20 protein-coding genes and 1 tRNA gene are annotated in these 20405 nt (G+C 66.1%); 8 read left to right on the forward strand and 13 right to left on the reverse strand.

The window, feature by feature from the left end:
• Positions 1 to 382 precede the first annotated feature (382 nt).
• Positions 383 to 2599: a TonB-dependent receptor domain-containing protein gene (locus ABD104_RS15775; protein WP_087838539.1), complete on the forward strand. Its 2217-nt coding sequence runs from the start codon at positions 383 to 385 to the stop codon at positions 2597 to 2599.
• Positions 2600 to 2666: 67 nt separating this feature from the next.
• Positions 2667 to 3884, forward strand: a complete 1218-nt coding sequence (locus ABD104_RS15780) for a multidrug effflux MFS transporter (RefSeq protein ID WP_087838538.1) — start codon at positions 2667 to 2669, stop codon at positions 3882 to 3884.
• On the opposite strand, the gene ABD104_RS15785 is transcribed toward ABD104_RS15780, so the two are convergent.
• The 6 genes from ABD104_RS15785 to hemA are packed head-to-tail and all read right to left on the reverse strand — an operon-like array spanning position 3885 to position 8361.
• A complete protein-coding gene (locus tag ABD104_RS15785; protein WP_087838537.1) occupies positions 3885 to 4274 on the reverse strand; it encodes a hypothetical protein in 390 nt (129 codons plus the stop codon).
• Positions 4271 to 4789, reverse strand: a complete 519-nt coding sequence (locus ABD104_RS15790) for a nucleoside 2-deoxyribosyltransferase (RefSeq protein ID WP_087838536.1) — start codon at positions 4787 to 4789, stop codon at positions 4271 to 4273. The genes ABD104_RS15785 and ABD104_RS15790 overlap by 4 nt, the downstream gene beginning before the upstream one ends.
• Positions 4790 to 4806: 17 nt before the next feature.
• Complete coding sequence (gene grxD / locus ABD104_RS15795) at positions 4807 to 5133, reverse strand: Grx4 family monothiol glutaredoxin (RefSeq protein ID WP_087838535.1); 327 nt, start codon at positions 5131 to 5133, stop codon at positions 4807 to 4809.
• A 37-nt stretch (positions 5134 to 5170) separates the two neighbouring features.
• Complete coding sequence (gene prmC, locus ABD104_RS15800) at positions 5171 to 5992, reverse strand: peptide chain release factor N(5)-glutamine methyltransferase (protein WP_087838534.1); 822 nt, start codon at positions 5990 to 5992, stop codon at positions 5171 to 5173.
• 5 nt (positions 5993 to 5997) lie between these two features.
• A complete protein-coding gene (prfA, locus tag ABD104_RS15805) occupies positions 5998 to 7077 on the reverse strand; it encodes a peptide chain release factor 1 (protein WP_087838533.1) in 1080 nt (359 codons plus the stop codon).
• Positions 7078 to 7083: 6 nt separating this feature from the next.
• A complete protein-coding gene (gene hemA / locus ABD104_RS15810; protein WP_338616505.1) occupies positions 7084 to 8361 on the reverse strand; it encodes a glutamyl-tRNA reductase in 1278 nt (425 codons plus the stop codon).
• A 213-nt stretch (positions 8362 to 8574) separates the two neighbouring features.
• Here hemA and ABD104_RS15815 point away from each other — a divergent pair.
• Together ABD104_RS15815 and ABD104_RS15820 are read left to right on the forward strand one after the other, a co-directional pair.
• Positions 8575 to 8650 (forward strand) — tRNA-Phe (locus ABD104_RS15815).
• 168 nt (positions 8651 to 8818) lie between these two features.
• Positions 8819 to 9226, forward strand: coding sequence for a GFA family protein (locus tag ABD104_RS15820; protein ID WP_343927802.1), 408 nt, complete (start codon positions 8819 to 8821; stop codon positions 9224 to 9226).
• Between the two features lie 53 nt (positions 9227 to 9279).
• Here ABD104_RS15820 and ABD104_RS15825 read toward each other — a convergent pair whose 3' ends face one another.
• The gene (locus tag ABD104_RS15825; protein ID WP_343927803.1) at positions 9280 to 10194 is read right to left on the reverse strand and encodes an amidohydrolase family protein; all 915 of its coding nucleotides are present in this window, start codon (positions 10192 to 10194) and stop codon (positions 9280 to 9282) included.
• 7 nt (positions 10195 to 10201) lie between these two features.
• On the opposite strand from ABD104_RS15825, the gene ABD104_RS15830 reads away from it, so the two are divergent.
• On the forward strand, positions 10202 to 10780 hold the full coding sequence (locus tag ABD104_RS15830) for an FAD-dependent monooxygenase (RefSeq protein ID WP_343927804.1): 579 nt from the start codon (positions 10202 to 10204) through the stop codon (positions 10778 to 10780).
• Here the strand turns inward: ABD104_RS15830 and ABD104_RS15835 are convergent.
• Entirely contained in the window at positions 10746 to 11654 is a 909-nt protein-coding gene (locus tag ABD104_RS15835) for a LysR family transcriptional regulator (protein WP_279818159.1), read from the reverse strand. The genes ABD104_RS15830 and ABD104_RS15835 overlap by 35 nt on opposite strands.
• Before the next feature lie 113 nt (positions 11655 to 11767).
• Here ABD104_RS15835 and ABD104_RS15840 point away from each other — a divergent pair, with 113 nt between their 5' ends.
• The 3 genes from ABD104_RS15840 to ABD104_RS15850 are packed head-to-tail and all read left to right on the forward strand — an operon-like array spanning position 11768 to position 14218.
• Positions 11768 to 12628, forward strand: coding sequence for an amidohydrolase family protein (locus tag ABD104_RS15840; protein ID WP_343927805.1), 861 nt, complete (start codon positions 11768 to 11770; stop codon positions 12626 to 12628).
• Positions 12629 to 12633: 5 nt separating this feature from the next.
• Entirely contained in the window at positions 12634 to 13611 is a 978-nt protein-coding gene (locus tag ABD104_RS15845; protein WP_343927806.1) for a Bug family tripartite tricarboxylate transporter substrate binding protein, read from the forward strand.
• 16 nt (positions 13612 to 13627) lie between these two features.
• On the forward strand, positions 13628 to 14218 hold the full coding sequence (locus tag ABD104_RS15850) for a cupin domain-containing protein (protein ID WP_279818163.1): 591 nt from the start codon (positions 13628 to 13630) through the stop codon (positions 14216 to 14218).
• A gap of 106 nt (positions 14219 to 14324) precedes the next feature.
• On the opposite strand, the gene ABD104_RS15855 is transcribed toward ABD104_RS15850, so the two are convergent.
• From ABD104_RS15855 to ABD104_RS15875, 5 genes are all read right to left on the reverse strand, one after another.
• On the reverse strand, positions 14325 to 15008 hold the full coding sequence (locus ABD104_RS15855; protein WP_343927807.1) for a GAF domain-containing protein: 684 nt from the start codon (positions 15006 to 15008) through the stop codon (positions 14325 to 14327).
• Positions 15009 to 15059: 51 nt separating this feature from the next.
• A complete protein-coding gene (locus tag ABD104_RS15860; protein WP_343927808.1) occupies positions 15060 to 16718 on the reverse strand; it encodes an AI-2E family transporter in 1659 nt (552 codons plus the stop codon).
• Positions 16719 to 16875: 157 nt separating this feature from the next.
• Entirely contained in the window at positions 16876 to 18105 is a 1230-nt protein-coding gene (locus ABD104_RS15865; RefSeq protein WP_343927809.1) for an NAD(P)/FAD-dependent oxidoreductase, read from the reverse strand.
• The gene (locus ABD104_RS15870) at positions 18096 to 19316 is read right to left on the reverse strand and encodes a dipeptidase (RefSeq protein WP_343927810.1); all 1221 of its coding nucleotides are present in this window, start codon (positions 19314 to 19316) and stop codon (positions 18096 to 18098) included. Before ABD104_RS15870 ends, ABD104_RS15865 begins: the two co-directional genes overlap by 10 nt.
• 13 nt (positions 19317 to 19329) lie before the next feature.
• Positions 19330 to 20331 (reverse strand): Bug family tripartite tricarboxylate transporter substrate binding protein, encoded by a 1002-nt coding sequence (locus ABD104_RS15875; protein ID WP_343927811.1) that lies wholly within the window; start codon positions 20329 to 20331, stop codon positions 19330 to 19332.
• Positions 20332 to 20405: the final 74 nt, after the last annotated feature.

Here is a 20405-nt window from a genome sequence, read left to right on the forward strand (position 1 = left end):
CTGCAGAGCAAGACGCCTATGCAGGCTATGAGTGGGTGGTATGATTCACACCCTCATTTGTTCCATCGGCGGCCTTATGATCGTCCGGGACTCGACATCTACCGGCCCGCATTGGCCGGCACATCCATCAAGCAATAGCCATGCCATCGGCCGTATGCCCGGAAAACCCGCGGATGGCGCCAAGTGCACACCCCAATCTTGTGCAATGCACCAAAGACGTGCCCGGAAACGAGGCGAGCGGACCCGGATTCGACAAATGATGATAAGAATGATTATTATTCGTGCCGTTCAGCTTTATGTAAGTCAGTTTTTTGTCAGGTTCGCCCGAGGCGTTCTGCGGCGCCCGCGCGGATTCCCCCCATCCACCTGGAGAACTTCAAGAATGGCTTTAGCCGCCCGGGGCATTCCTTTCCTGCTGTCCACGTCCCATCTTGCCGTCCTTGCCGCGCTCGCCTCCGGCAAGGTCCTGGCGCAGGAAGCCACGACCGAACTCGCGCCCATCGTCGTGACGGCGACCGGCTACGAGCAGGAAATCAAGAACGCCCCCGCCAGCATCACGGTGATCGGACAGGAGGCCCTGCAGGAGAAGCGCTACAACAACCTGGCGGAAGCCCTGAGCGAGGTCGAAGGGGTGGACGTGCGCGGCAACACCGGCAAGACCGGCGGCCTGAACATCAGCATCCGCGGCCTGCCCAGCGAGTACACGCTGATCCTGATCGACGGCCGGCGCCAGAACGCCGCCGGCGACGTCACGCCAAACGGCTTCGGCGAGACCAGCACCAGCTTCATGCCGCCGCTCTCGGCCATCGAGCGCATCGAAGTCATCCGCGGGCCCATGTCCACGCTCTACGGCTCGGACGCCATGGGCGGGGTGGTCAACATCATCACCAAGAAGGTCGCCACGGCCTGGGGCGGCTCGATCACTTTCGACAAGGGCATCCCGCAGAACAGCGACTTCGGCGACACCTCCAACGCGAATTTCTACGTAAGCGGCCCGCTGGTGCCTGACATGCTGGGCCTGGCCGTGCGCGGCGGCATCTTCAACCGCGGCGCGACCGACATCGACCTGCCCGAGGGTACCGGCAGCATCAGCAAGCGCGGACCGGCGCCGGTGGAATCGCGCATCTACACGGCCGGCGCCAAGCTCACGCTGACGCCGAACAAGCAGCATGATTTCTGGCTGGATGTCGACCGTTCGCGCCAGTGGTACAACAACGACGAAAGCCAGCTCGGCACGCTGGACGACCCGTCCACCAACACCTACAACGGCTACAGCCGCGACCTGCGCTTCAACCGCGACCAGTTGGCCGTCGGCCACACCAGCCGGTTCGAGTTCGGCACGCTGCAATCGAGCCTGATGGTCAACAACACCGAGACGCTGGGCCGCACGGTGCCCAACATCGCCGCCAATTCGCCGCTCGCGGCGGTGCTGGTGCCGGGCGCGCCCCGCAAGCTGGAAACCACCAACGTCGTGCTCGACACCAAGCTGGTCAAGGCCATCGGCGACTCGCACATGCTGACCCTGGGCGGCCAGTACTGGGATGCCGAGATGACGGACAGCCTGGCCACCCAGCGCTACAAGCAGACCACCAAGTCGCTGTTCGCCGAGGACGAATGGCGCCTGCGCGAAGATCTTGCCCTGACCACCGGCGTGCGCTACGACCACCACGACGCCTTCGGCGGCCATTTCAGCCCGCGCGGCTACCTGGTCTGGAACACCACGCCCAACTGGACGGTCAAGGGCGGCGTCAGCCGCGGCTACCGCACGCCTCGCCTGAACCAGCTGCACGACGGCATCAACGGCATCAGCGGCCAGGGCCGCACGCTCACCATCGGCAATCCCAACCTCAAGCCCGAGGTCAGCACCAGCACGGAATTCGGCGTCAACTACGACAACCTGGCCGGCCTGACCGCCAATGCGACGCTGTTCCACAACCGCTTCAAGGACAAGATCTCCGCCGCGGCCAAGGGCATCCCGAACTGCGACTACGCGGCCAACCCCAACCAGCCGGGCTGCATCTCGATCGGCGCGCTGCCCACCCAGGCCGAGTTCGGCCAGCAGGTCAACCTGGAGCAGGCCACCACGCGCGGCCTGGAGCTGGGCACCCGCGTGCCGCTGGCGCCACGCTGGACGCTGGGGCTGAACTACACCTTCACCGACAGCGAAGTGAAGAACGGCGGCGTCTACGGCGGCAAGCTGGCCGACACGCCCAAGCACATGGCCAACGCCAACCTACGCTGGCAGGCCACCGACAAGTTCGCCATGTGGCTGCGCGCCGAGTTCCGCGGCAAGAGCCGGCGCTTCGACGGCGATCCGGCCGCGCTCACCGGCGACAACCTCCTGGCCCAACAGCAGGTGGGCGACCTGAAGGCCTACTCGCTGCTGCACCTGGGCGGGTCCTACAAGGTCTCGAAGAACGTGACCCTGACCGGCACGGTCTACAACTTGCTGGACAAGGACTTCATGAAATTCAAGTCCTACGTGAACGGCGCCGGCGAGACGGTGTACCTGAACGAGTACATCCATTCCGCGCAATCGACCCGGGGCACCATCCAGCCGGGCCGCACGTTCTGGCTGGCCGCCAACATCACGTTCTGACGCGGGATCCGGTCCGGCTCCCGTCGGGGGCCGGGCCGGTAGGGGCAAAGGCGGTAAACTGCCGGCCATGCGCATACGTCCCGACTCCGCGGCATTCGTTCTGCTTCTGGCCTCATTGTCCGCGCTGCCGGCGCTCTCCACCGACATGGCGCTGCCCGCCCTGGCCGCCATCGGCCTGGACCTGCACGTTCCTCCCTCCAGCGCCGCCCTGACCCTGAGCCTGTTCCTGGCCGGCTTCGCCATCGCGCCGCTGGCCTACGGCCCCCTGGCCGACCGCTACGGCCGCCGCCCCATCGTACTGTTCGGCGGGGTGCTGTTCTCGCTGGCCAGCGCGGCGTGCGCACTGGCGCCCAGCCTGGCTTCGCTGCTGGTCTTCCGGGTGCTGCAAGGGGTGGGGGCGGGCGCCGGCTCGGTCATGTCGCTGACCATCGTGCGCGACCTGTTCCAGGGCCACATCGCGCGCGCCCGCCTGTCGTATGTCGCCAGCATGCGCATCGTCGCGCCCATGATCGCGCCCACGCTGGGCAGCTGGGTCATGTACTTCGCCGGCTGGCGCTCGATCTACGGGGTGATGGCCCTGGCGGGCGTGGCGACGACCCTGGCGGTGTACCTGGGCATGGCCGAGACCCGGCCGGCGGATGCCGCGCCCGTGCGCATCTCGGTGGGCGCGCTGCTGCGCACCTACGCGCGGGTGCTGAGCAATCCCGTCCTGCTGGGCAACACCCTGGTCAACGCGCTGACCTTCGGCTGCCAGTTCGCCTACATCACCGGATCGCCGCTCTTGATGATGCAGCTGCTGGGCATGTCGCCGCAGGCCTTCGGCGCCGTGTTCGCGATGACGGCATTCGGCATCATGGCGGCCTCGCTCATCAACGGCCGCCTGAACGCGCGCGGCATCGCGCCCCACAAGCTCCTGTGGACCGGACTGATCCTGTCGAGCTCGACCAGCGTGCTGCTGGCGGTGCTGGGGTTCGCCGATGCCCTGTCGGCGTGGTCGCTGGTGCCGCTGCTGATGCTGAACACTTTCTCGTTCGGCATGATCGCGCCGAACGCCTCGCACGCGGCGGTGGAACCGCTGCCCGAGGTGGCGGGCGTGGCCTCGGCCGTGGTCAGCTGCGTGATGATGGCGGTGGGCGCGCTGTCGGGATCGCTGGTGACCATGCTGTACGACGGCCACAGCGCGCGGGCCATCACCGGCATCATGGCCGTGTGCACGCTGTCGGCCCTGTCCCTGTATGCGTTCTGGGTGCGGCGGCTGCCCGCGGCCGCCCATCGGCGGGCCTGATCAGCGCAGTACGAAGCCGCCGACCTTGCCGCCCTGCAGGTTCAGCGTGCCCACCAGGTCGTCGCCGCCGTCCTTGAACGTGATCTTCCACAGCGAGAATTCGTAGGACTGCTGCCGGTAGTCGCCCAGGCGCTGCACCTGGTAGCCGGCATGCAGGCGCGGTCCCAGCTGCGTCGCCACGGCATCGAACTGGGCGCGGTCCAGCTTGGCGAAATCGGCGCTGCCCGAGGACACGAATTGCTGGTAGTTGCCGGCTTCGATGGCCGTCAGCAGTGTCTTGAGCATCTGCGTCTCGGTCTCGATGGCGGCCGCGTCGGCGGCATGGCCTTGGGGGGCATGGAGCGCTGCGGCCAGCGCCACGGCCGCGAGCGCGTTGCGCGTGACATTCATGATGACTCCTGGTGGGAGGGAGAGGCCGCATGCGCCGCGGCAATGGCTTGCAGGCAGTCGTCGGGGCCACCCCGGACCAGGGTGACGCTGCAGGCCAGCATCAGGTTCAGGCCCAGTCCGAAATTCTCGACCAGGTGGCCCCGGGCGTCGACCGGACGGCCTTGGGCATCCGTGCCGGTGGCGACGCGCTGCGCCAGCGGCCGCGTATCGTCGGCGTAGGCCCAGACGGGCTTGCCCCGCGCGGCCGCATAGCCGATCTCGAACGCCGTGCCCGAATCCGGCTCCTGGCCACGGAAAGGCGCCAGGTTGGCCATCACCACGTCGGCCCGCTCCAGCAGCGCCAGGTTGGCCCGGTAGATGCCCCGCGCCGCGTCCGGGGACGCGGCGTGCGTAACCGGTTCGTCCAGGGGAAACAGCCCTTCATGGCCGTGCCGGGCGCAGGCGGCCTTCAGCCGTTGGCCATGGGCGCGGGCGTCGGGCCGGAATACGTCCGGCCCGGCCAGGTAGATCCGCATGGCGGGCCGGTTCCGGGTCAGGCCACGACGCCGGCGTCCGTCAGCAACTGCTTCAGTTCGCCGCTTTCGTGCAATTCGGCCAGGATGTCCGAGCCGCCGATGAACTCGCCCTTGATGTAGAGCTGCGGGATGGTGGGCCAGTTGGAATATTCCTTGATGCCCTGGCGGACCGCGTCGTCTTCCAGCACGTTCACGGTGGCCAGCTGGCGCACGCCGTTGGCCTTGAGCAGCTGGATGGCGCGCCCCGAGAAGCCGCATTGCGGAAACTGGGCGGTGCCCTTCATGAACAGCACGACAGGGTTGTCGGTAACGGTCTGCCGGATGAAATCTTGCACGTCGCTCATGGCGATCCTCGTACAGAGTGAAAGGTGATGATGTCGATTATAGGTACCCGCCGGAAATCCGCTCGATGCCCGCCAGGTCGCGGCGGCTTTCGACGTGGGCGAATCCGGCCGCGTGCAGCAAGTCCCGCACCCGGGCGGCCTGGTCCCAGCCATGCTCCATCCAGAGCGCGCCGCCGGGCCTGAGCCAGGCCGGGGCGCCGCGGACGATGGCGCGCAGCGCCTCCAGCCCGTCGGCCCGGTCCGTCAGGGCCAGCGGCGGTTCATGGCGCAGGTCGCCTTGCGACAGGTGCGGATCGGCGGCGGCGATGTAGGGCGGATTGGAGACGATCACGTCATAGGTGGGGGCGGGCGCGGCACCGTTCAAGGCCCCGTACCAGTCTCCCCGGGCGAACGTGACGGCAGCGCCCAGCCGCGAGGCGTTGGCGGCGGCCACCGCCAGTGCCTCGGCGCTCAGGTCCGTGGCCTGGACCGCCGCGTCGGGACGCGCCAGTGCGATCGAGACGGCGATGGCGCCGCTGCCGGTGCCCAGGTCCAGCACACGCGGGGTGGCCCGGCCGCGCAGGTGCTCCAGCGCGGTTTCCACCAGCAGCTCGGTTTCGGGGCGGGGAATCAGCACCGCCGGCGACACCTGGAAATCGTGGCCCATGAACTCGCGCTCGCCCAGCAGATAGGCCATGGGCTCGCCATTGCCGCGCCGCCGCGCCCAGTCCCGGAAGACCGCCGCCCGGTCGTCGGGCAGGGCCTCGTCGTCGTGGGCGATCAGCCACGCACGGCCGACGCCCAGGGCCCGCTCCAGCAGCATGCGGGCCTCCAGCAGCGGCAGGCCGCTGCCGGCGATCAGCTCGCGCGCGGTGGCCATGACGCTCAGTCGTCGCCCAGCGCGGCCAGCAACTCGGCCTGGTGTTCCGAGGCCAGGGCGGAGATCAGTTCCTCCAGGTCGCCGTCCAGCACGTTCTGCAGCTTGTACAGCGTCAGGTTGATGCGGTGGTCGGTCACCCGGCCCTGCGGGAAGTTGTACGTGCGGATGCGCTCGGAACGGTCGCCCGAGCCGACCAGGCTCTTGCGGTGCGCCGCTTCCTTGGCATGGCGCTCGCGCTGTTCCTTGTCCTTGATCCGGGCCGCCAGCACCTTCATCGCCTTGTCGCGGTTGCGGTGCTGCGAACGGTCGTCCTGGCATTCGACCACGATGCCCGTGGGCAGGTGGGTGATGCGCACCGCCGAATCGGTCTTGTTGATGTGCTGCCCGCCCGCGCCGCTGGCGCGGAAGGTATCGATGCGCAGGTCGGCCGGATTGATCTGCACCTCGGCCACCTCGTCCGCTTCCGGCATGATCGCCACCGTGCAGGCCGACGTATGGATGCGGCCTTGCGTTTCGGTGGCGGGCACCCGCTGCACGCGATGCCCGCCCGATTCGAACTTGAGCTTGCCGTAGGCGCCGTCGCCCGCGATGCGCGCGATCACTTCCTTGTAGCCGCCCAGTTCCGACTCGCTCATCGACATGATCTCCACCTGCCAGCGATTGCGCTCGGCATAGCGGGTGTACATGCGCAGCAGGTCGCCGGCGAACAGTGCGCTCTCGTCGCCGCCCGTGCCGGCGCGCACTTCCAGGAACAGGCTGCGGTTGTCGTCCGGGTCGCGCGGCAGCAGCAGGATGCGCAGCTCGCCTTCCAGTTCCTCCAGCCGGTCCCGGCCCGCGCGCAGCTCTTCCTCGGCCATGGCCTTCATGTCGGGATCGCCCAGCATCTCCTGGGCCGTCTCGATGTCCGCCTCGGTGCCTTCGTACTGCTTGAAGCCATTGGCGACCGGTTCGATCTCCGAGCGTTCCCGCGACAATTTGCGAAAGGTGTCCATGTCGCTGGCGGTTTCAGGCGCCGCGAGCAACGCGTCCAGTTCGGCAAGGCGTCGAGACAACTGCTCGAGCCGGGCCCGCATCGATGCTTTCATGAAAGGCTAGTGGTTGCGCTCAGAGCGCGACGAGAACAGGCGCGGCAACCAGGCCAGCAGCTGCTGGCGGTCGGCGCCTTCGCTATGGTTGAGGGCGGACAGCGGGCCGTGCAGGTACTTCTGCGTCAGGCCGTGCGCCAATTGTTCCAGGACTTGCTCCGGCGCATCGCCCCGGGCCAGCGCCTTGCGGGCGCGATCCAGCTCCGCCTGCCGCATCGCGTCGGCAGCCTGGTGCAGGTCGCGGATGACCGGCACGATGGTGCGCGTATCCATCCAGTGCATGAAATTCTGCACCCGCGTCTCGATGATGGCCTCGGCCTGCACCACCGCCGCCTTGCGCGCGTCGGAAGCGTTCTGCACCAGCCGGCCCAGGTCGTCCACCGAATACAGGTACACGTCGTCCAGCCGGCCGACCTCGGGTTCGATGTCGCGCGGCACCGCCAGATCGATCATTACCATCGGCCGGTGGCGGCGCGTCTTGGTGGCGCGCTCCACCATGCCCAGCCCCAGGATGGGCAGCGAACTGGCCGTGCTGGACACCACCACGTCGAAATCCGCCAGCTTCTCGGGCAGCTCCGACAGCCGCATCGCGCCGGCCGCGAACTTCGAGGCCAGCGTCTCGGCCCGTTCCACCGTGCGATTGGCCACCACCATCTTCTTCGGATGATGCGCGGCCAGGTGCGTCGCACAGAGCTCGATCATCTCGCCCGCGCCGATCAGCAGCACATTGACCTCGGCCAGATCGCCGAACACCCGCTCGGCCAGCCGCGCCGCGGCCGCGGCCATCGACACCGACTGCGCGCCGATCGCGGTTTGCGAACGGACTTCCTTGGCCACCGAGAACGTGCGCTGGAACAACTGGTGCAACAGCGTGCCCATCGCCCCGGCTTCCTCGGCGGCGCGCACGGCGTCCTTCATCTGCCCGAGGATTTGCGGCTCGCCCAGCACCATCGAATCCAGCCCGCTGGCCACGCGGAACGCGTGCCGGACGGCGTCGTGCTGGATATGGCGATAAAGATGGGGCTGCAGCGACCGGTTGTCGAACTGACGATAGTCCGCCAGCCAGGCCGGCAACTGCTCGGCCACCCCCGGTTCGGCCGCACAATAGATCTCGGTGCGATTACAGGTGGACAGGATGGCCGCCTCGCGCACCGCGCCCCCGAACGCCGACCGCAGCCCCGCCAGCGCCGGGCGAACCAGCTCCAGCGGCAGCGACACCCGTTCCCGCACCGAGACCGGGGCGGAAACGTGATTCAGGCCAAATGTAAGGACGTCGACGGACATGGGACAGGAGGAAAAAGGCCACGGATGACGAGGGCCACCTGCCATTATAAAGGGTAGGGAGGGGGGAGGGGTGCGACGTGGGGTCGCTGGGGGGCTCTGGCTGGAGGGACTTTGCCAAAGGTCCAAAAAGTGTGTAATATCCTGCGTTCTTTACGGGACGCGCGTAATTGACGCGCAGCCGGTGAAGCTTCGTTGCAGCGCTCGTTGCGACATGGCCTGGTAGCTCAGTTGGTAGAGCAGCGGATTGAAAATCCGCGTGTCGGTGGTTCGATTCCGCCCCAGGCCACCAAGGATTCGATGCCCAGCCCGAAGGCTGGGCATTTTCATTTCTGCATCAGGGACCTGGGCGAGAAGCCTGCTCATAACGGTCCTAACGCGCAGCTACTCCCAAGTTTGCCCGTACCCTATACCCCTGAGTTCTATCCAGCCATCCGCCACAGCGTCATGGGAGAGAGCAATGAAAGTACAGGGGCAATGCCATTGCGGCGCGATCCGCTACGAGGCCGAGGTCCAGCCTGGATCGATGCGGGTTTGTCATTGTTTGGACTGCCAGATCATGTCGGGTTCGGCGTTCCGCACGAACATTCCCGCGCCGGCCGAGACGTTCCGGTTGCTGCAAGGCAAGCCGCGCCACTATGTGAAGACCGCCGACAGCGGCGCGCAGCGGGTCACGGGTTTTTGCGAGCAGTGCGGCACGCAGCTCTACGCGACCGATCCGGGTACGCCGAAGCGTTATTCGCTGCGGGTCGGCACCCTGGCGCAGCGCGACCAGGTGGGCGGTCCGCAGGCGCAGATCTGGACGCGCCGCCGTGTCGGCTGGATGCCGCCGCTCGAAGGCGTTGATGAGATCGACGGGCAGCCGTAGCCGTGCCGTTAGGCCGAATTTTCCCGCGCTTCGGTGCCTTGGGGAGCGGGGGTTCAGGTGGACTCGTCCGAATCAAGCCGCAGCAGCCGTCTGGCATTACCACTCTCGATCGCCCTGCGGTCTTCCGGTGACAGTTCGAGCCTATCCATCTGCTCCACCGCATGCCGCAACGGGAACCGGTCGTAGTCGCTGCCGAACAGGATCTGGCTGACGGAGACCCGGCTCATGAGTAGCGCCATCTGTTCCGGCGAGTAGGCCTGTGCGCACTCGAAGTACAAGCGGCGGAACTCCGCCGTGATGCCTTCGGGAAACAGTTCGGCCATGCGCTCCGGTCCCACCTTGACCCAGCCCGAGAAGCCTTCCAGGCGCGCGATCAACGGGGTGAAGGCGCCTCCGCCATGGCAGAACACGAACTTGATGCGGGGGTGTTTGCGCAGTGTGCCGGTCACCATCAGGTGCAGGATCGTCCGGGCGGTGTCGAAGGGATATTCCAGCCAGGCATCGCTCAGGTGCGGCGCCTGGTAGTCGAGGATGCCGCAATCGCAGGCGCCTGCCCACCCTTGCGGATGCACGAACACCACGGCCTCGCGGCGGTCCAGCTCGTTCCAGACAGGTTCGAAGGCGGCATCTCCCAACCATGCGCGCGCGTAATGGGTGATCAAGCCAATGCCGTTCGCTTTCAACTCGTCGAGGGAGTATTCGATCTCGCGCAGCGCGCCGTCCACGTCCGTCAACGGGGGCGGCGATGCGAACAGGCCGAAACGCTTGCGCCGTCCCTGGACGATCTTCGCGCCGAACTCGTTGAGCATGCGGGCGCGATCGCGTGCCGCCTGCACCGTCTCGGCGACGACCGGCCCGGGCCATCCCATCGCGAGTTTCACGCCCGCCGCGTCCATCTCGCCGATTGCCTTCTCCGGTGTCCAGTCCGGCTGGCCGCGTCCGCCCGGCGCGTTGAAATGATGGTGCAAGTCGATCTTGCCGGAGGCGAACTACGTCGGTTTCGTCCCGACAACGAGCGAGACGGCAGAATCCTGGTCCGCCGTCGGCGACCGTGATGAGCTGGCGGCGTCATTCGCCGGCTGGGACCCGCGCGTGACCGGATTGCTCGCCAAAGTCGAAACGTGTTTCTGGTGGGGACTGTTCGACCGCAAGCCGCTCGAGAAATGGGTGAACGGACGCCTGGCATTGCTTGGCGATGCGGCCCATCCGATGCTTCCCCACCTGGGGCAAGGCGCGAACCAGGCCATCGAAGATGGAACGGCCCTGGCGGTCCTGCTGCAAGGATGCGCCGATGGCGACTCGGTCCAGGACGCGCTGAAGCGCTATGAGGCGCTGCGGCGGCCCCGTACCGCGATGGTGCAGGCGGAAGCCCGGAAGAATGGCTTGCGCTATGACTCCAAGTACGCGGATCTCGGACAGCGCGACCGGGAGATCGCCAACTCCGCGATGTTGCGCAAGTCGCTGTACGACTACGATATCGAGAAGGAAGCCATCGAATGGCAGAGTCCTGGCCAAGAGGTCAGGCCAATCGTGAAGGGCGGCGAAAAGGTTTGAACACGTCGTCCAGGAAATCAAGGAACGAGCGTGCCCGAGGAGGCATGAAACGGGACTGAAGATAGACGGCGTAAAGCGTATCGCTGGGTACGACATGCCCGGCCAGAACGGGGACCAGTCTGCCCTGCGCCAGATCGTTCTCGATCATGATCGAATTGATCTGCGTGATGCCGATGTCCTGAAGCACGGCCTCGCGCAGCTCATCTCCGCTGTTGACGACCAGGTTGCCGTGCGGCGTGAATGACCGGGTGCGTCCTTTTATTCCGAATCGCCAAAGACGGCGCCGTCCGTTGAACAGCAGACACATGCAGTTATGGGAGCGCAGGTCTTCGACGGTGCGAGGGATCCCGTGGCGCTTCAGGTAGGCGGGGGTGGCGACAGTTACTCGCTGCGTGCGGGCCAATTCTTTCACAACCGATCGTCCATCCCGCGGTGAGCCAACCCGTACGGCCAAATCCAGTTGGTATTCCACCAGGTCGATCATATGGTCGACGAGTATCAGCTCGAGCTGGATGCCGGGGTTCGATGCTAGGAAGTCCGGCAGCCGGGGCGTGACGTAGAGCCTGGCCATTGCATGGGGGATGCCGACCCGGAGACGGCCGGATGCCGCGTGCTTCCCTGCGGACAGCTGGCGTTCCGCATCGGCCAGGCTCTGGAGGATAGGGAGGCAGTGGGCCAGGAAGGCCGAGCCTTCTTCCGTCAGCGCGACGCCGTGGGTGGTACGGCTGAAAAGCCGCGCCCCGAGATGCTTCTCGAGCTGCGACACGCTTTTGGTGACGGCGGATGGGCTCAGGCTCAGCTGGCCGCCTGCAGCGGTGAAGCTCCCCAGGCTGGCGACCTTGGCGAACACGGTAATGGCGGCGAACTTATCCATGAACATCGGTTCGGAAGAAATGGAAAAACCATTATGCCGGGAAGTGACTTCCCTTCAAGGCACGATTACCCGATCATCTCTTCGTAAGAACATTTCAACGATACGGAGACATCATGCGCCCTTGCCTGGGCCCCGATCCCCAGACGCGAAAGCCCCATTACCAAGCGCCTGCGGGCGCGACGGACTGCCATGCCCATGTGTTTGGGCCGTCCACTCGCCATCCTTTCATTCCCGAGCGCAGCTTCACTCCGCCCGATGCTCCGGTAGAGAGTTATCTGAAGATGCTCGACGTACTGGGCATCGACCATGGCGTACTGGTGCAAGGCTCGGTTCATGGCGTGGATAACCGCGCGGTAGCAGCCGCCGTGAAGTCCAATCAAGAGAGGCTGCGCGGAGTCGCGATCATCGGTCCCGACACGTCCGATAAGGAAATCCGCGAGCTTCACGACCTGGGCTTTCGCGGCACGAGACTATCGACAGTCGTGAAAGGTACACCCAGTTTCGACCTGCTCGAGTCCATTGCCGCCAGGGTGCGGCCTTATGGGTGGCACGTCGTGGTTCACGTCGATCGTTCGCGGGAGCTGGCGGACCTGGCGCCGCGCCTGGCCGCCATCGGTTGCCCGTTGGTGATCGACCACATCGCCCGCGTTCGCCTGGGGGAAAGCCTTGAGGGGCCGGGCTTCCGAGCGCTTGTTCAGTTGCTCTCCGGCGGCGACTGCTGGGTCAAGATATCCGGGCAGCATCGGATGTCGGCGATGGATTTTCCGTGGACCGACATGCAGCAACTGGTACGTGCCGTGGTCGACGTACGGCCCGATCGCGTCCTGTGGGGAACGGACTGGCCGCACCCCAACCAGTACGACGGCATGCAAAACGATGGAGACCTGCTGGACGCGTTCGCCCAGTGGGTGCCGGACGAGGCGCTGCGCCGGCAAATCCTGGTCGCCAACCCCGCTGTTCTCTACGAGTTCTAAACAACATGGCCAAGTTCATCATTCGTTCTTCGTTCACGGTGCTGGCCGCATGGCTCGCCCTTGGCGCGGGTGTCGCACATGCCCAGGACTATCCGTCGCGTCCGATCACTGTCATCAACAGCTTTGCTCCGGGAGGCAATGCGGACATCGTTCTACGGCTGGTCGCCGCCCGCCTGAGCACCGACCTCGGCCAACCCGTCGTGGTCGACAATCGTCCCGGCGCCAACGGCGTCATTGCCGCCGATGCCGTCGCGCGGGCACGGCCGGATGGCTACACCTTGTTGCTGGTCAGCGGGGCCTATCCCACCTTGGTCGCGACATCCAAGAGTTTGCCGTTCGATCCGGTCCAAGGGTTCTCCTGGATCTCCATGCTGATCACCTATCCCCTGGCAATTGCGGTGCCGGCCGATTCGCCATTCAAGACGCTGTCGGACCTGGTCGCGGCGGCCAAGGCCGCGCCGGGAAGGCTGAATTATTCATCGGCTGGCGTGGGCTCGCTCTTCCACCTTGCCACCGAGTCGTTCGAATCGAGCGCCGGCATCGACATGACGCATGTTCCTTACAAAGGGGGGGCCGCGCCTCTTACGGAGTTGTTGAGCGGCAGCCGTCTTGATCTGACCTTCAATACGCTATCCGTGGTCGAGCCGATCATGAAGGCGGGCCGCGTCCGGGTTCTGGCAATGACTTCCGCCACCCGTTCCCCGCTGTTGCCTGACGTGCCCGTTGTGGCCGAGTCATACCCCGGCTACGAGGCCTCGTCATTTCTGGGAATAGCCGGGCCGGCGGGCATGGCCCCCGCGGTGATCGAACGGCTGAACCAGGCGTTGCACCGGGTACTGGCGACACCCGAGATGCGCCAGCGGTTCGCCGATCTTGGCGGCACGCCGCTGCCGGATTCTTCCGAGCACATGCGACGAGTCATCCAGTCCGAGACGGCAAGATGGAAAGACATCGTCGCCACGAAGAAAATAGATATTCAATAGGATTGAGAGAACTGGCATGAAGTGCGAACCTGGAACCCCCGGCTATGTTCGACGGGTCGTGACCGGCCACGACGAGAACGGCCGCGCGGTCGTGATTTCCGATGGTCCCGCTCCTTTCGTTCATACCTCCGATATGCGCCCCGGTTACGCGTCGACCGATGTGTGGCGTACGGACGGTACCCCCGCTCCGATTTCCGCCGTGGCTCCGGAGCCGACGCTGGGACCACGCCGGCAACTGCCCGCAAAACGGGGCAGTGTCATCCGCATCAACACGCTGGTTCCCGAAACCGATGCGTCCCGCAGCTTCGACAAGGAGCAAGTGGCGAAATTGTTCGCGGGGATGGGCAATGCCACGGCGTCCACCTATGCTGCCGAAGGCAGGCATCCGATGATGCATCGAACGGAGACGGTGGATTACGCGATCGTGCTTTCAGGCGAGATCACGATGCTGCTGGACGATAGCGAAGTCACGCTGAGGGCCGGCGACGTCCTGGTCCAGTGCGGGACGAACCATGCCTGGTCGAATCGTGGCACGGAACCCGCTCGAGTGGCATTCATCCTGCTGGATGGCCAGTATGAGCCGGGGTTGAAAGAGAAGTTGGGGTAAGGCGTACGTCAAGCCGCCATGGTGACTGGTTCGCTCACGCCGCCTGGTCCCTCCAGTTCCAGGAAGCGCTGCGCGTCGAGCGCGGCCGTGTGCGGCACGCCCGGTCTCACTCGGGTACTTTCTGGCCCACGGTCGCCGTTTCCTGGCCGCCCTGGGCTGGCGCCTGGGTGGCATCGGCGGATTGACCGGTGATCAGGAATGTCGCCTCGTCAGCCAGGCGCTCCAATAGTTCCTGATCGCGCTCCGTGATGTCCCTGGGCGCATCGTCCAGGATGCAGAGCGCGCCGAAGACCTGATCGTCTGACGTCATCAAGGGAGCCGCCGCATAGAAGCGGGCATGCAGGGTGGTGCTGATACGATGATCGGCCAGGCTTGGCTCGCGCTGGATGTCGGCAATGGCGATGGGCGTTCCCCGTTGCACGACGTGATAACCGATGCCGTCCTGGCGAGCGATAGCCAAGAGGCCTGACTGATCGAAGGCCATGTCCGGTAGTACCTGGTTCTGCCCCACGATGTATTCGTTCCGGGTATCGATGATGGCAATCACTGCCCATTCGACGCCGAAGGCGTCGGCGGTCTTTTTCGCCAAGTCATGGAGATCCTGCCGCATCGACTCGTTCGCGGCGCAGTGCGCCAGCAACGGTTCTACTGGCTTCCCCGCAGCGTCGCCGGTTTCGACCGGCGTGGCGGCGACCCGGGCAGGCGCTTGCATGATGCGGATGCGTTCGACGGCTTCATTCACCGACGTGGCAAGTTCATCCGCGCCGATGGCGTTCCGCGCTTCCTCCATGGGAAAGGACTCGGGCAGGTTCAGCAGCGCGAGGACGGTACGCGGATGCGGCTATCTGCGCCGTATGCGACGGCAGAGCTGGCGTGCCGCGGCAATCGGCTGTTCGCTCATGTAGCCCAGGACGACTATGTCGACGTCATCGAGCTTCAGCCCATCGAGGTGGCGCGAGGTGAGCGCGCTGGCGGGACGGAAGTCGGCGGAGATCCCCGCCAGGCATAGCGCATGGGCCAGCATGTCGGCCGCCAGGGTGTCGACTTCCCATTTTCCCGCTATGCAGACGACCCTGGGCTTGCCTGCGCCTGCGTCGCCGCCGGTATGGTCTTCCCGGAGTGCTTCGATCAGCGTCTCCATGCCGTTTATGACGCGCAGATGGTGCTCGGGGGTCGCCTGGCCTTGGTAGTCCTGGCTTGCCAGCCCCAGGACAGGAACGGCCACGTCGTTGTAGAAGGCCTGCACCGAGGATCGTTCGATTTCGACCTGCGCGATGTCCAGAGCTTCGTCCGAATCGTCCGCCAGCAGGCGTTGATATACCCGGGTAGGCAAGTCCAGCGCCGGCGAGGTGCCGAGCAGCGTATCCAGGAATTGCAATTGAGGCAGGTTGCGGCCCACGACCAGCAGGCACACGGTGAGGGGCGTGGAGAGCACCAGGCCGACCGGGCCCCACAACGCAGTCCAGAACGTGGCCGAGACGATGAGTGAAATCGCGGACAGGCCGGTGCTCGATCCGTAGAGCAGGGGTTCGACCACGTTGTTGCTGATGACCTCCAGGACAATGATGAGCCCGAGGGTCCACAGCACCATGTTCCATCCCGGGTCGACGGCGAAGGCCAGGCCCAAGGGGAAGACCGCCGAGATCATCGGTCCTATGTAGGGAATGAACCGCATCACGGCGGCGATCGTCCCCCACAGCAAGGCGCCGGGTACGCCGATCAGCCACAGCCCGACTCCCATGGGCAAGCCATAGGTGACGTTGACCAGCAATTGCATCAGCAGGTACTTGCTGATTCTCGTGCCGGCCTCTTCCATGGCATCCGTGGAGCGGTGCAGGTTGCCGCCAAGCAGGCGAAGGAGGCGCATGCGCAGGTCGCTGCGGTCCACCAGCATGAGGAAGACGAATACGAAGATGATGCCGGCGTTCGCCAGCGGCGCGAGCGCCGGGACGAGCCATGCCTTGGCCGTGTCGAATGGCATGGGCGGTGCCGGAACCACGCTCACGCGCTGCGGCGCATCGTCGGCGTGCGTTGCCGGCGACTCCACCTCTTTCTGCACGGTGTCCACCGTTTGCATGGCGCCGTCCAGCATGCCCGGCCCGGAAAGATTCTTGCGCAGGTCCGCGAGCTTGGACCGGATCGTGGACTGATAGGTAGGCAGTTCCTGGCTGAGCGCGCGAAGTTGAGAGCCGAGCACCAGCCCGAAGCCACCCATCAGGATCACGACCACGATCATCGTGAGCATGACCGCGGGCAATCGGGAAAGGCCGAGTCTTTCCAGCTTGGCGATCGCGGGGCTCAACGCGAAGCTGATCAGAAAGGCCACCGCCAGCGGTATCAATATTTCCTGGCCGAAGAACAGGCCGGCAATGATGATCGCGGCACTGGTCAACCCCGCGGCGAGCCTCACCGCACCCAGGGAAGACAGGCTCCGCAGGATGTCGCCGTGAGCAACCAAGGGTTCGGCCGCACCCTTGTTCGGTTCAAGGTCTTGCGTCATCACCCCGGCTCCTCCGCGCTGCCCGACTTGCGTATCCTACTGAATGGGATGGCAGGGCACGGCGGAAAACTGTCTCAAATCGTTCCAGCCGATCAGAGGGGAGGGCCCAGGAGCGTTGAGCTGCCTAACCATTTCGTCCTGATCGCCGGCCCTTCATCTACCGCGGATGCCGCGCCAGCATGCTCTCGGCGATCCGCTGCGCGGTATTGACCGAATCCGTCATGCCGAGATGGCCATGTCCCACGGCCAGCCAGAGGCCGGGCTCGGCGGCTGGGCCGATGACGGGCAGGGAATCGGGCATGCAGGGACGATGGCCCATCCAGTGTGTAGCCGTTGCGTTAGCCAGTCCGTCGAAGGTTTCGCGTACGATGCGTTCGAGCAGGCGCGCGCGGCGCATGTCCGGGGGACGGTCGAGGCCCGCGATCTCGACCGTGCCGCCTACCCGCAGTCCGTCCTCCATCGGGGCCAGGAATATCTTGCGGTCGGCCAGCACCACCGAGCGCGAGACCAGCCCGGCACAGCCCGAGAACTGTGCGTGATAGCCGCGCTGGCTCTCCAGCGGCAGCCGGATGCCGAGCGGCTCCAGCAGGCGCGTGGACCATGCGCCGGCGGCCACCACCACCCGGGAAAAATGTTCGCCACCTCGTCCGGAATTCAGCTTCCATCCGTCGCCGTCGCGCTTGAGCGCCCGCACCTCGTCGCGCCGTACCTCGCCGCCGCGCGCGGCGAACGCCCGCACGATGGCCTGGACATAGCGCAGCGGATTGAGGATGGTTCCGTCGTCGGGCAGGAATACGCCAACCGTGTAGCGCTTGCCCACATGCGGTTCCAGTTCCAGGATGCCGGGACGGTCGAGCAGCGTGAAGGGCAAGCCGTGCGAGGCGCGCAGCCGCCACGCGGCTTCGTCCTGGGCGTGGGCACGGCTGTCGGGATAGAGGTGAAGCTGGCCGCGCTGAAGGATGAGTTCCGGGACGCCGACTTCGCGGGCAAGAGCCTGGTGCGCCGCGACGGCGCCGGCGTGCAGGCGTGCCAGCGTGCGCGACGCTTCCGCGACCTTGGCGGCGCGGGCCGACGCCAGGAACCTGAGCAGCCAGGGTAGCGCGCGAGGCAGGTAGCCCAGGGGAAGGAACAGCGGGCTTTCGGGATCGCGCAGCATGCTGGGCAGCGAGGCCAGGACGCCGGGCATGGCCAGCGGGGCGACGGAGCTCATGCTGATCGCGCCCAGGTTGCCGAAGCTGCAGCCGCGGCCCGGCTCGTCACGGTCGATCAGCACGACGTCGGCGCCACGTCGGCGCAAGGCATGAGCGATACATGCGCCGACGATGCCCGCGCCTATCACGGCGATACGCTGTTCCGGGCCGGGCGATGGCGTTGCCGCTATCCGCATATCTCGCGGAATACGCGCATGTAGTTCGCGCCGACGATCTTGACGACGGTGGATTCGGCCATGCCCCGGCGCAGCATGGCGGCGGTCAGGTTCGGCCACTTGTCCCAGGTTTCCAGGTCCAGGGTCTGCGCGTTCGGATCGAAGCGGTCCTGCGGGCGCCAGCCTACCCAGTTGAAACTGCCGCTCTCGGGCCGGATCATCGACGGCGTCCAGGCCAGTGCGTCGTAGTAGGGCTTGCCCCAGTCGGTACCGACGCCGACGTGATCCTCGCCCATCACATTGACCAGGTGCTGGAGGTGGTCGACGACGGTGTCGAGCGTGGCCCAACTGCGCGGCTTGCCGTGTTTCTCGGCGCGGCCGTCGCCTTCGGCCGGCAGGATGAAGGCCGGCAGCACCACCACGCCGGCGTAGCCCCCGCCGTTGGCGATGCCCTTCAGTACGTCGTCGGGCAGGCCTCGGGGGTGGCCGCTGAGCGCGCGGGCGGCGGTGTGGGTGGCCACGATCGGCGTCCTGGATGCGGCCACCGCGTCGCGCGCGGTGTTCGCGCTGGCGTGCGAGAGGTCGACCATCATGCGGCACGCATTCATCTTCTCGATCAGCGCGGCGCCGAAGCGGCTCAGGCCGCCGTCGTTCGTCTCCAGGCAGCCGTCGGCGAAGCGGGTGCGCAGGTTGTACGTGAGCTGCATGCTGCGCACGCCGAGTTCGTGCAGGACTTCCACCCGACCGAGGTCGGCCCCGACGGGCTCGGCGTTCTGCAGGTTGTACATGACGGCGTGCCGGCCGTCGCGGTGCGCGGCTTCGAGTTGCGCGGCGTTGGTGGCCAGCGTTACCTGTCCGCCCAGCGAGGCCATGAGCGTTTCGGCGCGTCGCGCGCTGGCGACCGTCGCATCCAGGGCAGTGTCGGGCGGGCCGGATGCGTACAAGGTGTAGTTGCAGGCCGTGACACCCGAGCGCCGCCAGTACGAAAGATAGGTTTCGCGAGTTCCGGGGTCGTGCGCGCACTGCGCGATGAGGTGTTCGGCCATGGCCTTCTTGATGGCGGGGCGCGAGCCGCCCTGGGCCTGCAAGGCCTTGCCGATCTCGATCATGGCGGGCGTCAGCGCCCATTCGTCGACGAAGCTGGGCGCGAGCGAGTCGATGACGATGTGCTCGGCGTGGATGCGGCGGGCAGTCTCTTCCGCTTGCGCCGCCGTGGGAGTCGGTCTGTTCATGGTTGTCCCCGTCTTATTGAGGCTGGATGCCGGCCAGGGAGACCAGTTCCTTGAGCTTCGCGATGTCCTGCTTGATGATCGCCGCGTACTCCTCCGGCGTGCCACCCAGCGGACGGGCGCCCGCTGCCTGCATCTGCCGGATCGTTTCCGGCGACTTCAGGATCGCGTTGATCTCGCGATTGAGCCGGTCGACGATATTGCGCGGGACGTTGGCCGTGGTGAGCACGCCCTGCCAGCTCCTGACCGCGTAGCCCGGCAGGCCCGTCTCGTCGCAGGTGGGGGCATCGGGCAGCAGCGCGCTACGTCGGACGTCGCCCAGGCAGACCACCTTGAGGCTGCCGTTCCTCAGGTAAGGCAGGTAGGCGGTGACGGCGTCGATGGTGACCTTGACCTCGCCGGAAACGATGTCGCGTATGGCTTCGCCCGTGCCCTTGTAGGGCACGTGATTGACCTGGATGCCGGCCATGCTGGTGAACAGGACCTGCGCCATGTGGCTGGACGAGCCGATGCCGGTCGAGGCCATGCTGACGCCGCCCGGGGCCGCCTTCGCGTAGGCGATGAACTCCGCGGCGCCGCGCACAGGCAGGGACGGGTGGGCGATCAGCGCATTGAGCGTGGTGGTCACCGTCGTGATGGGCTGGAAATCGGCCACGGGATCGAAGGGCAGCGATTTGTAGAGCGCGGCATTGATGGCGTGGGCCGCCGAGGTGTAAAGAAGGGTGTAGCCGTCGGCGGGAGCCTTCGCCACGGCGCTGGCCGCGATGCTGCCGCCTGCGCCGGGACGGTTTTCCACGACGACCGACTGCCCGAGCCGCTCGGACAGTTGCAGCGCGATCATGCGCGCGGACAGGTCGGTGGCGCCACCCGCCGAGAAGCCGACCAGCATGCGGATCGGCCGGCTGGGGTAATCGTCGGCCGCGCCTGCGCCGGGCGCGAAGGCCAGCCCGCCCGCCACGACCGCGGCCATCGACGCCTCCAGAGAGAACTTCAAGCCCCACGCTGTTGCATGTTTCATGATTCTTCCCCCGGGTTCGAGCACTATCATTTCTGTGGATGCGCTACTGTCCCCAGCATACAGACGCCGAAATC

The sequence above is a fragment of the Pigmentiphaga daeguensis genome, assembly GCF_039523035.1.
GTDB lineage: Bacteria > Pseudomonadota > Gammaproteobacteria > Burkholderiales > Burkholderiaceae_B > Pigmentiphaga > Pigmentiphaga daeguensis.

Excerpts from the sequence above, each read along its gene's own strand:
- ABD104_RS15820 (WP_343927802.1), top strand. The coding sequence starts at position 8,819 with ATGAAAGTACAGGGGCAATGCCATTGCGGCGCGATCCGCTACGAGGCC.
- ABD104_RS15845 (WP_343927806.1), top strand. The coding sequence starts at position 12,634 with ATGGCCAAGTTCATCATTCGTTCTTCGTTCACGGTGCTGGCCGCATGG.
- ABD104_RS15840 (WP_343927805.1), top strand. The coding sequence starts at position 11,768 with ATGCGCCCTTGCCTGGGCCCCGATCCCCAGACGCGAAAGCCCCATTAC.
- ABD104_RS15865 (WP_343927809.1), bottom strand. The coding sequence starts at position 18,105 with ATGCGGATAGCGGCAACGCCATCGCCCGGCCCGGAACAGCGTATCGCC.
- ABD104_RS15850 (WP_279818163.1), top strand. The coding sequence starts at position 13,628 with ATGAAGTGCGAACCTGGAACCCCCGGCTATGTTCGACGGGTCGTGACC.
- ABD104_RS15860 (WP_343927808.1), bottom strand. The coding sequence starts at position 16,718 with ATGACGCAAGACCTTGAACCGAACAAGGGTGCGGCCGAACCCTTGGTT.
- ABD104_RS15855 (WP_343927807.1), bottom strand. The coding sequence starts at position 15,008 with ATGGAGGAAGCGCGGAACGCCATCGGCGCGGATGAACTTGCCACGTCG.
- prmC (WP_087838534.1), bottom strand. The coding sequence starts at position 5,992 with ATGGCCACCGCGCGCGAGCTGATCGCCGGCAGCGGCCTGCCGCTGCTG.
- ABD104_RS15785 (WP_087838537.1), bottom strand. The coding sequence starts at position 4,274 with ATGAATGTCACGCGCAACGCGCTCGCGGCCGTGGCGCTGGCCGCAGCG.
- ABD104_RS15790 (WP_087838536.1), bottom strand. The coding sequence starts at position 4,789 with ATGCGGATCTACCTGGCCGGGCCGGACGTATTCCGGCCCGACGCCCGC.
- ABD104_RS15780 (WP_087838538.1), top strand. The coding sequence starts at position 2,667 with ATGCGCATACGTCCCGACTCCGCGGCATTCGTTCTGCTTCTGGCCTCA.
- ABD104_RS15835 (WP_279818159.1), bottom strand. The coding sequence starts at position 11,654 with ATGGATAAGTTCGCCGCCATTACCGTGTTCGCCAAGGTCGCCAGCCTG.
- ABD104_RS15775 (WP_087838539.1), top strand. The coding sequence starts at position 383 with ATGGCTTTAGCCGCCCGGGGCATTCCTTTCCTGCTGTCCACGTCCCAT.
- prfA (WP_087838533.1), bottom strand. The coding sequence starts at position 7,077 with ATGAAAGCATCGATGCGGGCCCGGCTCGAGCAGTTGTCTCGACGCCTT.
- hemA (WP_338616505.1), bottom strand. The coding sequence starts at position 8,361 with ATGTCCGTCGACGTCCTTACATTTGGCCTGAATCACGTTTCCGCCCCG.
- grxD (WP_087838535.1), bottom strand. The coding sequence starts at position 5,133 with ATGAGCGACGTGCAAGATTTCATCCGGCAGACCGTTACCGACAACCCT.
- ABD104_RS15870 (WP_343927810.1), bottom strand. The coding sequence starts at position 19,316 with ATGAACAGACCGACTCCCACGGCGGCGCAAGCGGAAGAGACTGCCCGC.
- ABD104_RS15875 (WP_343927811.1), bottom strand. The coding sequence starts at position 20,331 with ATGAAACATGCAACAGCGTGGGGCTTGAAGTTCTCTCTGGAGGCGTCG.